The sequence below is a fragment of the Falsiphaeobacter marinintestinus genome, assembly GCF_007923355.1.
Taxonomy (GTDB): domain Bacteria; phylum Pseudomonadota; class Alphaproteobacteria; order Rhodobacterales; family Rhodobacteraceae; genus Phaeobacter_A; species Phaeobacter_A marinintestinus.
Genome location: NZ_VOGO01000001.1, coordinates 608,839 through 621,147 on the forward strand (window position 1 = coordinate 608,839; position 12,309 = coordinate 621,147).

General features: G+C 58.4%; 11 protein-coding genes. 7 read left to right on the top strand and 4 right to left on the bottom strand.

What is annotated here, in order from left to right; all coding sequences use genetic code 11:
- Positions 1–76: 76 nt before the first annotated feature.
- On the top strand, positions 77–1,969 hold the full coding sequence (prpE, locus tag FOY56_RS03010) for a propionate-CoA ligase PrpE (RefSeq protein WP_146344306.1): 1,893 nt from the start codon (positions 77–79) through the stop codon (positions 1,967–1,969).
- Positions 1,970–2,023: 54 nt separating this feature from the next.
- Here the strand turns inward: prpE and FOY56_RS03015 are convergent, their stop codons facing one another.
- Both FOY56_RS03015 and FOY56_RS03020 read right to left on the bottom strand, forming a co-directional pair.
- The gene (locus FOY56_RS03015; protein ID WP_146344307.1) at positions 2,024–2,632 is read right to left on the bottom strand and encodes a 2-hydroxychromene-2-carboxylate isomerase; all 609 of its coding nucleotides are present in this window, start codon (positions 2,630–2,632) and stop codon (positions 2,024–2,026) included.
- Between the two features lie 12 nt (positions 2,633–2,644).
- Positions 2,645–3,379 (bottom strand): SDR family oxidoreductase, encoded by a 735-nt coding sequence (locus FOY56_RS03020; RefSeq protein ID WP_146344308.1) that lies wholly within the window; start codon positions 3,377–3,379, stop codon positions 2,645–2,647.
- Between the two features lie 83 nt (positions 3,380–3,462).
- Here FOY56_RS03020 and FOY56_RS03025 point away from each other — a divergent pair, with 83 nt between their 5' ends.
- The 3 genes from FOY56_RS03025 (at position 3,463) to FOY56_RS03035 (ending at position 7,134) form a co-directional block, all read left to right on the top strand.
- Positions 3,463–3,936, top strand: a complete 474-nt coding sequence (locus tag FOY56_RS03025) for a winged helix-turn-helix transcriptional regulator (protein ID WP_146344309.1) — start codon at positions 3,463–3,465, stop codon at positions 3,934–3,936.
- A 160-nt stretch (positions 3,937–4,096) separates the two neighbouring features.
- On the top strand, positions 4,097–5,527 hold the full coding sequence (locus FOY56_RS03030; RefSeq protein WP_146344310.1) for an amidase family protein: 1,431 nt from the start codon (positions 4,097–4,099) through the stop codon (positions 5,525–5,527).
- A 47-nt stretch (positions 5,528–5,574) separates the two neighbouring features.
- Complete coding sequence (locus FOY56_RS03035; RefSeq protein ID WP_146344311.1) at positions 5,575–7,134, top strand: long-chain-fatty-acid--CoA ligase; 1,560 nt, start codon at positions 5,575–5,577, stop codon at positions 7,132–7,134.
- A gap of 446 nt (positions 7,135–7,580) precedes the next feature.
- Here the strand turns inward: FOY56_RS03035 and FOY56_RS03040 are convergent, their stop codons facing one another.
- Positions 7,581–8,342: an NAD kinase gene (locus FOY56_RS03040; protein ID WP_146344312.1), complete on the bottom strand. Its 762-nt coding sequence runs from the start codon at positions 8,340–8,342 to the stop codon at positions 7,581–7,583.
- Between the two features lie 411 nt (positions 8,343–8,753).
- On the opposite strand from FOY56_RS03040, the gene glyA reads away from it, so the two are divergent.
- From glyA to FOY56_RS03055, 3 genes are all read left to right on the top strand, one after another.
- Positions 8,754–10,049: a serine hydroxymethyltransferase gene (gene glyA, locus FOY56_RS03045; protein WP_146344313.1), complete on the top strand. Its 1,296-nt coding sequence runs from the start codon at positions 8,754–8,756 to the stop codon at positions 10,047–10,049.
- Positions 10,050–10,194: 145 nt separating this feature from the next.
- Positions 10,195–11,031 carry a glycosyltransferase family protein gene (locus FOY56_RS03050; protein WP_146344314.1) on the top strand — a complete coding sequence of 279 codons (837 nt, stop codon included), beginning with the start codon at positions 10,195–10,197 and terminating at the stop codon, positions 11,029–11,031.
- Positions 11,031–11,855, top strand: a complete 825-nt coding sequence (locus tag FOY56_RS03055; RefSeq protein WP_146344315.1) for a class I SAM-dependent methyltransferase — start codon at positions 11,031–11,033, stop codon at positions 11,853–11,855. Before FOY56_RS03050 ends, FOY56_RS03055 begins: the two co-directional genes overlap by 1 nt.
- Here FOY56_RS03055 and FOY56_RS03060 read toward each other — a convergent pair.
- Positions 11,852–12,226, bottom strand: coding sequence for a hypothetical protein (locus FOY56_RS03060; protein ID WP_246139395.1), 375 nt, complete (start codon positions 12,224–12,226; stop codon positions 11,852–11,854). The two genes, FOY56_RS03055 and FOY56_RS03060, sit on opposite strands and share 4 nt — an antisense overlap.
- Positions 12,227–12,309: the final 83 nt, after the last annotated feature.

Sequence of the window (12,309 nt, forward strand, 5' to 3'; positions counted from 1 at the left end):
TGCGACAGCCATGTGACTTGCCGCGACACTTGTCGATCCCCTAACACATTCCTCAGCCTGTCCGGAGGAGAACGCAATGGCCTATAAAGACGTCTACGAAAGCTGGAAATCCGATCCTGAAGCCTTCTGGATGAAGGCTGCCGAGACCATCGACTGGGTCAAGCCGCCTAGCAAGGCGCTGTTCGACGACAACGCGCCGCTGTATGAATGGTTTGCGGATGCCAAAGTCAACACCTGCTGGAACGCAGTCGACCGCCATGTCGAAGCTGGTCGCGGAGATCAGACGGCCATCATCTATGACAGCCCGATCACCCACACCAAACGCGAAATCAGTTATTACGAGCTGCGCAATCGCGTCGCGATGCTGGCCGGTGCCCTGCGCGCTAAAGGGATCGAAAAGGGCGACCGGGTCATCATCTACATGCCGATGGTTCCAGAAGCCCTGGAAGCCATGCTGGCATGTGCCCGTCTTGGGGCTGTCCATTCGGTCGTGTTCGGCGGGTTTGCTGCGCATGAGCTGGCCGTTCGGATTGACGATGCCAAACCCAAAGCGATCATCGCGGCCTCTTGCGGGTTAGAGCCGGGCCGTGTGGTCCATTACAAGCCACTGCTTGACGGGGCCATTGACCACGCCACGCACAAGCCAGACTTTACTGTGATCCTTCAACGCGAACAGGAAGTTGCCCATTTGGAAGAGGGCCGTGATTTCAACTGGCACGGCTTCCAGTTCGGTGTTGAGCCAGCCGAATGTGTGCCCGTCGAAGGCAATCACCCCGCCTATATCCTTTATACCTCCGGCACCACAGGTCAGCCCAAAGGCGTCATTCGCCATACCGCGGGTCAGCTTGTCGCGCTGAACTGGACCATGAAGAACCTCTATAATGTCGACCCCGGAGATGTGTTCTGGGCCGCTTCGGACGTGGGTTGGGTCGTCGGTCATTCCTATATCTGCTACGCTCCGCTGATCCATGGCAACACCACAATCGTCTTCGAAGGCAAGCCCGTCGGCACCCCGGATGCCGGCACATTCTGGCGAGTGATTTCCGAACACAACGTCAAGTCGTTCTTTACGGCTCCAACCGCCTTCCGCGCCGTGAAACGCGAAGATCCGACCGGTGAGTTCGTCAAGAAATACGACCTGAGCTGCCTGAAACAGGTCTATCTGGCTGGTGAGCGTGCGGACCCTGACACCATCATCTGGGCGCAGAACCAGCTGGGCGTGCCGGTGATCGACCACTGGTGGCAGACCGAAACCGGCTGGGCGATCGCTGCGAACCCGATCGGGATCGAAGAATTGCCAACCAAGCTGGGCTCGCCCACCGTACCGATGCCGGGATACGATGTGACCATTCTGGACGATGCAGGTCACCCTGTCCCAGCTGGCACATTGGGCGCCATCGCCATCAAACTGCCGTTGCCGCCGGGAACCCTGCCCACGTTGTGGAATGCAGAAGACCGGTACCGGAAATCCTATCTCAACACCTTCCCCGGCTATTACGAAACCGGCGATGCGGGCATGATCGACGAAGACGGCTATGTCTATATCATGGCGCGCACCGATGACGTGATCAATGTCGCGGGCCATCGCCTGTCAACCGGTGGTATGGAGGAGGTTCTGGCGGGTCATGCTGACGTTGCCGAATGCGCCGTGATCGGTGTCAGCGATCAACTCAAAGGCCAGATGCCGGTGGGCTTTCTGTGCCTGAATGCGGGCGTTGACCGTGACCACGGCGATGTCGTCAAAGAGGTCGTGAAACTGGTCCGCGACCAGATCGGGCCGGTGGCTGCCTTCAAACTGGCCGTTGTGGTCGACCGCTTGCCCAAAACCCGTTCGGGCAAAATCCTGCGCGGCACCATGGTGTCGATTGCCGACAACAAAGAGTACAAGATGCCGGCAACGATTGATGATCCGGCGATCCTGGATGAAATCAAAGAGGCTCTGCAAACCCTCGGATACGCCAAGGGTTGACGATCTCAGGACGTTGAACTTCCAAATCGGGGCCGCAAATGCGGCCCCTTTTTTCTATCGCGCCGCCGCCATCGCCTCTTCGACCTGACCCAGCCGCTCTTTCCCAAAGAACATTTCACCATCGACAAAAATCGTTGGGATGCCGAACGCACCCCGCTTTACGGCCGTATCCGTATTCTCGGCCAGACGCGCCTTAACCTCAGGGGTTTGTGCGCGCTCCAGCAATGCTGCACCATCCATCCCGGTTGCATCCATGGCCGCAACAAAGACCTCTGGATCAGACATTTTCAACCCGGCCTCCCACATGGCGCGGTACCCGGCTTCGATGTAAGGCCCCAGAATGCCATCGATCTCGCAGGCCACTGCAGCCCGCATCATCAACAAGGTGTTGACCGGGAAATGCGGATTGAATTGAAACCGATCCAGATGATGCTTGCGGATAAAGCGTTGAAATTCGACCCGCTCATACTCCAGCTTTCCTTTGACATTTGAAAACGCCATCATCGGTGCCTGGTTCCCGGTCGCCTTGAAGATCCCCCCCAACAGGCAGGGGCGATAGGCTAGTTCGGCCTGATGTCGCTGACACAGGCGCGGCAGAACCTGATGCACCAGATACGCATTGGGGCTTGCGAAATCGAAAATGAACTCAACGTTTGCAGGCATCTTTTACACTCCTCACCAGGTTTCTTTCCATGGACGCAGATCCAATTCATGCGTCCAGGCACTGCGCGGCTGTTTGTGCAGCATCACGTAATTCGCGGCAATCGCGTCGGGGTTCAGAATGGCATCCTCGTCCCGTCGCCGATCCACATCCGGCACGTTATCGCGGATAAAATTGCTGTCGATGGCCCCGTCAATCACCACATGTGCCACATGGATATTCTTCGGCCCCAATTCGCGCGCCATGGATTGCGCCAGAGCCCGCGTGGCGTGCTTTGCACTGGCAAACGCCGCAAAACCCGAACTGCCCCGCATACTGGCCGTGGCCCCGGTGAACAGGATTGTGCCACGCCCACGCGGCAACATCCGGCGCGCGGCTTCGCGCCCAGTCAGGAACCCGGCAAATGTCGCCATTTCCCAAACCTTGCGGAACACACGCGCCGTTGTGTCGGTGATGGAAAACCGAACATTCGCGCCAATGTTGAACACTACCACCTCAATCGGGCCAACCTCGGCCTCGATCCGGTCAAACAGCGCAACCATCTCGTTCTCGTCCCGCGCATCCGCCGGGCAGGCTATCGCATCGCCACCACTGTTTCGGATCGACGTCGCCAGATCCTCAAGCTTGTCGGCGTGACGCGGCCGCCGCACCAGACAGGCCACAAGCCCCTCGCGCGCAAAAGCGCGCGCAATTGCGCCCCCGGTGTCGTCACCTGCACCGATTACCACACACGCCGGTTTATCCGTCATGAGGGCCACCTCCTCATTGGTTTCATTTGTAAACCATGACCGAATTGGTTTACATTTACAACCATTAAGGTAAGGACTGCATTATGACAGCCCGTCACACCCATACCTGCCCTGTGGCCGCCACGCTCAATGTGATCGGCGATCACTGGACCATGCTGATCCTGCGCGAAGCGTTCTACGGCGCCTGCAAATTCTCCGAAATTCAGCGCAACACTGGCATCGCCCGCAACCTGCTATCTGCGCGCCTGACCCATCTGGTCGGGGAAGGTGTGCTGGAAAAAACCTCGGGGTCCCGCCCCCTCTACCACCTCACCAAGCGCGGGCGCGCCCTGCGCCCGGTTCTTGTGGCGATGACACAATGGGGCAACGATCATCTTTACGGTGCTGGAAACGAACCGGTCGCTCTCCTCGACGCCGTATCCGGCGAAAAACTGGCCCCCGCCGTCTACCAGACCACGTCCGGCCAACCGGTCCGCCCCGAAGATATTCGCGCCCGCCCCGGCCCCGGTGCCTCTGACGCAACCCGGCGGCGTCTTGAGCGGGCCAAACAATGCTGAGACCGCCCATCTGCTTCTTTCTTGTTGAAAATACCCACTTGTCCAACGCCTGAACCATACGCAACAGGTGCGCGGTTCACCACATTCCCAGCGTCACGACTTCAGTTTCCCTTGCACTCCGTCGCGCCGGGACTACGCTGGCGAGCGGGAGTATGTTCACATGTCAAACACTGATCTCTGGCGCCTCAGCGCCACTGAAACAGCGGCGCAAGCCCGCGCAGGCGAAATCACTGCCGAGGCGTCTGTGTCTGCCGCTATCGCCCGGATGACCCAGGTCAATTCGGGTTTGAACGCCGTCGTCGAAGACCTGTCCGAACAAGCGCTCGACCGCGCCCGAACCCTGGACAAGGCGCGGGCCAACGGCACCACCTGCGGCCCACTGCACGGCGTTCCGATCACCATCAAGGTGAATGTTGACCAAATGGGCCATGCCACGACCAACGGCGTCACCGCACTCAAAGACATGATCGCCCCCGCAAACGCTCCGATCGTGGACAACCTGGAACAGGCCGGTGCGATTGTTATCGGTCGCACCAACACGCCAGAATTCTCGTTCCGCGCAGACACTGACAACCCGTTATACGGGCGTACCCGGAACCCCTGGGGCAAACATGTGTCCCCCGGCGGGTCATCGGGTGGAGCGGCTTCGGCCGTCATGTCCGGCATCGGCGCGCTGGCGCATGGCAACGACATCGGCGGGTCGCTGCGGTTTCCTGCCGCTGCAAATGGCGCGGTTACGGTCAAACCGGGGCTGGGTCGCGTGCCTGCGTGGAACCCAAGCCAGACGGCGGAACGCGGGATGCTGGCGCAATCGATGTCGGTTCAGGGTCTGATCACGCGATCTGCACAAGATTTGCACCTGTCGATGCCATCAGCCATCCGGCCAGACGCGCGCGACCCGTTTCATGTGCCACTTCCCTGGAACGGAGACGATCTGGCCGGACCAATCAAAGTCGGCTTCACCAAGGAAACCTATGAATTCGACCTCCACCCCGAGGTTTCCAAAGCGCTGGATACCGCGCGCGACGCCCTGTCGGATGCTGGCTATGATGTCGTAGATGTAGACCCGCCCGAACTGCGCGCGGCCGGAATGGACGGCTATCGTGCCTTGATGGGCGAGGTTCTGGCCCTTATGGGTCCGGGTATCCGCGAACAGGGCTCGGACACCATCAACGCCATCTTTGACGAATACTTCGAACAGTTCCCACCCTTTGAAGGCACCGAACTCCTCGCTGTGATGGCGCGGCGCAGCCACTATGCCCGGGTGTGGTCGCAGTTCCTGCAAGATTATCCACTGGTGTTGTGCCCGTTCATGCCGCAACCGTTTTTCCGGCCCGACCGCGATACCGAAGGCGCAGACGGTGTGCGCGAGGTTCTGGGATCTGCCCTCTGGTCCTATTCGATGAACTTCATGGGGCTTCCTGCCGCCAGTGTCCCGACTGTACTGGCTGAGTTGCCGCAAGGGCCGCAACCGATCAACGTCCAGATCGTGGCCCGCCGCTGGCGCGAAGATCTGGCCGTCGACGCCTGTGTCGCCATCGAAAACCGCGTCGGGCGCATGTGTGACCTGCTGTGGGACCGCATGGGTTAAAACATCTCAAAGACTAGAAGATCGCATATCTCAGGGAGGAAGAGGTCATGCAAATCACATCCGTCCTACGCCGCGCGGCGCAGGTCAATCCAACAGGGACCGCGACGATTTTTGCGGACCGCCAACAAAGCTGGACCACGCTTTTGGATCGCGTTGCCCGTCTGGCGGGGGCCTTGCAAAAGCTGGGCATGACAGAAGGCGACCGGGTCGCGTTGCTGTCGCTCAACTCAGACCGGTTTATCGAATACTTCTTTGCCACGGTCTGGGGCGGCGGCGCGATGATGCCGATGAACATCCGCTGGGCCCCTGCCGAATGCGTCTATGCGCTGAACGATGCCGGGGCAAAGATCTTGCTGGTGGACGATGCATTCCAAGCTGTCGGAGCCGAGATCAAGGCGCAGGTTCCCGGCCTTGAAACACTGGTGTTCTGCGGCGATGGCGAAACCCCCGACGGTATGTTGAATTACGAAGACATCCTTGCCGTCGCCGACCCGGTCCCGGATGCAGGTCGCTCTGGCGATGATCTGGCCGGGATCTTCTATACCGGTGGCACCACCGGATTTCCCAAAGGCGTGATGCTGTCGCACACCAACTTCTATGTCGGCGGCGTCGCCAACGCGCATGAGCTGATGATCCGCGACGGCACCATCTATCTGCACGCCGCACCGATGTTCCATATCGCAGACTTGCTCTGGTTCATGGCGATCACCTTCGTGGCAGGCACCCATGTGGCGATCCCGGCCTTCACCCCGGACGCAACCTTGCAAGCGGTCCAAGCCCACCGACCCAGCCATCTGTTGCTGGTACCGGTGATGCTGCAGATGGTGCTGCAGTCGCCCAAATTGGACGAAACCGATACGTCTTCGCTTGAACTGATCGCCTATGGCGCTTCGCCGATCACCGAAGGCGTATTGCGCGAGGCATTTGACCGGTTCCCCAATGTTGAGTTCCTGCAAGCCTTTGGCCAGACCGAGCTAAGCCCGGTGGCGACAATCCTGGCCCCTGACTATCACGTGTTCGAAGGGAAAAAGGCTGGCAAACTGCGCTCGGCCGGGCGCCCGACGCGGGTGTGCGAAATCATGATTGCCGATGATGACATGACCGAACTGCCACGCGGCGAGATTGGCAATATCTGCGTCAAAGGGCCGATATGCATGCTGGGCTACTGGAACAAACCGGAAGTCACGGCCGAAACGCTGCGCGATGGCTGGGTCATCACCGGCGATGCCGGATACATGGATGACGAAGGGTTCGTGTTCCTGATGGACCGGGTCAAGGACATGGTCATTTCGGGTGGCGAAAACGTGTATTCCGCCGAGGTCGAAAACGCCCTGTCGCAGCACCCAGCCGTGGCCACCAGCGCCGTGATCGGCATCCCGTCAGACCAATGGGGCGAAAGCGTTCACGCCATCGTCATTCTGCACCCTGAAGCCAAAGCAACACCCGAAGAGTTGATGGCCCACTGTCACACGGTGATCGCAGGTTACAAATGCCCTCGCAGTGTTGAATTTCGCACAGACCCGTTCCCGCTTTCAGGCGCGAACAAAGTGCTGAAAACCGAACTGCGCAAACCCTTTTGGGATGGCCGGGACAGACAAATCTCGTGACCAAATAAATCCGGGCGCAGGACCGAAATCCTGCGCCCGTTAGTTGATTTCAAAATACCTTCTTGAAATACTGACCGCCGCTTACTCAAGGCGTTGGCCTGCCGCTTAGCAGCTGAAATGAGATTGGCATATCTCGGTGGGGCTCTTATGTGAACAAGGTCACACTCATCTGATTTTCTTATAAAAAATCGCACCGCCCAGACTTTTTTGCGCGGCTCGTTTTACTGCATCACAGGGCTGAATCAAAAAAAACGGGCACGGATGAAACACCCGCGCCCGCCTGCGATCAACAACATAACTCGTCAAAAAAACGAAAACGGTCGCTCCGTAAACCGTCTATGTCGCTATCGGTAAATCCACACTAACCGGCCCGTAAGCCGCCGCTCTGTGATCCAGTTCACACTTCTTGAAGATAGTGAAAAACATGTCCGCACATGAGGCTGCCTTCAGGCAAACTGCTCTGAAATCAAGCGTTCTTCCAGCCCATGGCCCGGATCGAACAAAAGACGGTGCGAAATGGACGGTTCAGACCTGATTTCAACCCAGTCAATATTGTCGATCGATGTTGAATCGGCGTCTGCCATCACCGGGCGTTTCTCGGGCTCGATCACGTCGAACCGCACCATGGCCGTTTTCGGCAACAAGGCGCCGCGCCAACGCCTTGGTCGAAACGCGGCAATTGCGGTCAGCGCCAAGACATCGGACCCAATCGGAAGAATCGGACCGTGTGCGGAATAATTATAGGCAGTCGACCCGGCCGGAGTGGCCAACAAGGCCCCGTCGCAGACCAGTTCGGCCAACCGGACCCGGCCATCGACGGAAATCCGCAGCTTCGCCGCCTGCGGACCCGCACGCAACAAGGATACTTCGTTGATCGCCAATGCATCGTGACGCACGCCGTCCCGATCCATCGCCGTCATGGTCAAAGGATTGATAACTTCCTCTTCCGCGGCGTTCAGTCGGTCAACAAGATCAGATTCGCTGTATTCGTTCATCAAAAAGCCGATGGTACCGCGATTCATACCATAAACCGGCGCAGGCAAATCCTGGGTCCCGTGCAAGGTGCGCAGCATGAACCCGTCACCGCCCAAGGCAACGATCACATCCGCCTCGGCAGGTTCATAGTTTCCGTAACGCGTGATCAATGCAGTGCGGGCCGTCTGAGCGACCGGCGCTGAACTGGCCAAAAAGGCGATTTTCGATGCCACTGCAGCTACTTCCGGTCAAGACATTCGCAGCCTAAGGACTTAGCAGAGCGGCGCGGACCGGTCCATACCGGTCGCAGCGATACGCGTTACCGCCCGCTGCAGGCTTCTTGCGTGTGGCCGCTACCAGCGCTCGCAACGGTTCCAACAGAGGCCGCGAACAGACCGAAAAGCGCGGCGATCAAAATATGCTTCATTTTCGTCTCCTTTGCTCTGCAACAATCTTACTGACGCGCTGTCAAAGGGCAAATCACGTTTCTGATGGGTTTCACCGGGTTCTTATAAGCCTCACCCCGTTCCTCCAACGCCCGCCATTGCCGTGCTGCAGACCCGAATCTTCGCATTCCGGGCTTTTCCACAAGGTTCTGATCCTTTAGGAAGGCCGCCATTCCAACTCACACGAACGGAGCCCCCATGACCGCGCCCAACCGTGACAACGGCTTTTTCACCGAGTCTCTCGCATCGCGAGACCCTGAAATCTTTGGCGCGATCACGTCCGAGCTGGGCCGCCAGCGCGACGAGATCGAACTGATCGCATCGGAAAACATCGTCTCTGCCGCCGTGATGGAAGCGCAGGGATCTGTGATGACCAACAAATATGCCGAAGGCTATCCGGGCCGACGGTATTATGGCGGTTGCCAGTTTGTCGACATCGCAGAAAATCTGGCAATCGACCGGGCCAAACAACTGTTTGGCTGCGGTTTTGCCAACGTGCAGCCGAATTCGGGCTCACAAGCCAACCAGGGCGTGTTTCAGGCGCTGTTGCAGCCAGGCGACACGATCCTGGGCATGTCGCTGGATGCGGGCGGCCACCTGACTCATGGCGCCAAGCCGAACCAGTCGGGCAAATGGTTCAACGCCATTCAGTACGGTGTGCGCAAGCAGGATAACCGACTTGACTATGAGCAGGTTGAAGCGCTGGCGAAAGAGCATCAGCCCAAGATGATCATCGCCGGGGGCTCGGCCATTCCGCGCCAGATCGATTTTGCCCGCATGCGCGAAATCGCTGATATGGTCGGTGCCTATCTGCACGTAGACATGGCGCATTTTGCCGGTCTGGTGGCGGCGGGCGAACACCCTTCGCCGTTCCCGCACGCCCATGTGGCAACCACCACGACGCACAAGACCCTGCGCGGACCGCGCGGTGGCATGATCCTCACCAATGATGAGACGCTGGCGAAAAAGTTCAACTCGGCCATTTTCCCCGGCATTCAGGGCGGCCCGCTGATGCATGTGATCGCGGCCAAGGCCGTGGCCTTTGGCGAGGCGCTGGATCCGTCCTTCAAGGACTATACCAAGCAGGTCATCGTCAACGCGCAGGCGCTGAGCGATCAGTTGATCAAAGGCGGTCTGGATACCGTGACCCATGGCACCGACACCCATGTGGTTCTGGTCGATCTGCGCCCCAAGGGCGTTAAGGGCAACGGTACTGAAAAGGCACTGGGCCGCGCGCATATCACCTGCAACAAGAACGGCGTGCCGTTTGACCCGGAAAAACCGACCGTGACCAGTGGCATCCGTCTTGGATCACCGGCCGGAACCACCCGCGGGTTCGGAGAAGCCGAGTTCCGCCAGATCGCGGACTGGATCATCGAAGTTGTCGACGGATTGGCCGCCAATGGCGAAGACGGCAACGGTGCGGTTGAGGAAAAAGTGAAAGCCGAAGTCGCTGAAATGTGCGCCCGGTTCCCGATCTATCCGAATTCCTGAACCGTCTCTTTGTGAAAAACAATCGGTTGCTGACGTTGATCAGCAACCGATACTCCTGCCTGCTGCGCTTATCCTGCAACTTGCCAAATTAGGCCCAACCGCATTACTGCAGTTCTCAAGTGTCTGTGACTGAGGAGCTGTTCAAGTGAGTGCCGCCATGAATATTCTGGGCGTCGTACGAAACGGCGGCGAGTCTTTGCCCGCAACACTTGACGCAATCGAAGCTTTGCGCACGCACCTGCCAGCTAGCCGTGTCATCATCGCCACAAACGACAACAGCGATGGCACCGATGCTGTTCTCGCTGATTATTGCGCTCGGGCCGACAATGTGACCCTTCTGCGCCTTGATGGTGAAATGACCAACGTAGAAGAACGGGTCGAACGGATTACATTGGCCCGAAATGCGACGTTGTTCGCGCTTTTTGACGGCAGTGTTGTCCACCCTCTGACGCTGGTGCTTGATCTGGACGGACCAAATTCCGCTATGCCTGCAGAAGACGTTTTGAAATCGGCCGGGCGCGTTGACATCCAATGGGATGGGCTTTTTGCCAATCAGGAACGGGCTTACTACGATATCTATGCTCTACGCTGCCCGGGTTGGTGCGAAGAAGATGTTTGGCAAACAATCCACGCCGTACCCAAGCCGCTGTTTTTTCGTAAAAAGCGTCATGCCGCTCTGCTGGCCCGGTTGATCTATGATCGGCAGTTTCACATTCCTCGGAACACGCCGCCAATTCCGGTCGACAGCGCGTTTGGTGGGTTAGGGCTGTACAAAACCGAAGCCCTGCGCGGATTGCGCTATGCCGCGCGAGACGCAAACGGAAACCTTACTTGTGAACATGTGACCCTGCATCGCGCCATGCGAGACAGGGGAGCCAACCTGTTTATCGATCCCGCATTGCTGAACACGACGCAACATGAACATCTCGGTCCGAGCAGCGGCGCGCCGCTACCGGAAGCGCTGTTGAAGGAAACACTCTGATGACCACGCCACTGCCCTTTCCCACAGCTGTGTCTCCGATCACCCGAACAGAAGGTCGCCCGTTGTTTCAGCATCCGGTTCTTGGCCGCCATATGGCCAGTTATTACATGGATGACAGCATCGGGTACATCTGGGTTGACCAGCCGCATTGGCTGGATGAAGCCTATGGCGATGCAATTGCGCTGACCGACACCGGCATCCTGTCGCGCAACTTGACCAATATCCCGGCAATCGCTGCTGTTATGCGCCACAATGACATGGCAGAGGCCCGCGGGATCGACATTGGCGCGGGGTACGGGATTTTTGTACGTGGCATGCGCGATATCGGCCTCGATTTTTACTGGTCCGACGCTTACGCCGATAATTTGCTCGCCCGGGGGTTTGAAAGCGATGACGGGACCTATGACGTCGCCGTGGCTTTTGAAGTGCTGGAGCATCTGCCAAACCCGCTGGAATTCTTGCGGGAGAGCCGGGCGCAATATGGGTGGAACACCCTGTTCTTCTCGGCGACGTGTTTTGACGAAACCAATCTACCGGACCAGAGTTGGTGGTATTTCGCTTTTGAAACCGGCCAGCACATAAGCCTGTTTTCGCGGCGCTGCCTGCAATATATAGCCGCCGATCTGGGATTGCAGCTCATTCATTTGAATGGAGAGCTTTACGCGATGACAGATCAATCTGACCTGACCTGGCCATCTCGCTGGACCAGAGAGCGGCTGAAACGCAAGTACAAGAAAGCAACCTTGGCCGGCGTGGATTATGAAAAGATGAAAACCCGCGTTCTGGAAGATCAGTCACAGAACACCAGGTCCAAAAGCGACTAAACGTAGCCACGCCAGATCAGAACAATAATCAGCAATGTCGTCGCCAAAAGGAAGTTGAAGGCCAAGCCGCCCAACATCCCCAGCCACCAGCCCTTGCGGCGGTCCGATAAATCGATCGCGTTCAGGTGATCCTGCGCCCCGGTTGCAGCCTTGGTCAGCGCGGTCGCATCCAACGTGAAGCGCAGTCTGGGGTGAGTGGCGAACGTCTCGGCCTCGGCCAGTTCATTGATTTGCGACCGCACGCGGCGCGGCAGGCGGCTGCCCCGTTTGCGCAGGGCATCCTTCAGGGTCGCCCCGCCACCGCCGAGTTTCTGACGCATCAGCGCCCGCGTGGTTTCGATCTGGTCAGGAATCTGGTCGTGTTCGCTCAAGACGGGCCTCCGGTCGGCCTTGTCTAACGGCAGACAACGCGACGCTCAATAGCTCTGGTCCCTGCCCGCCCGTATCGGTATCA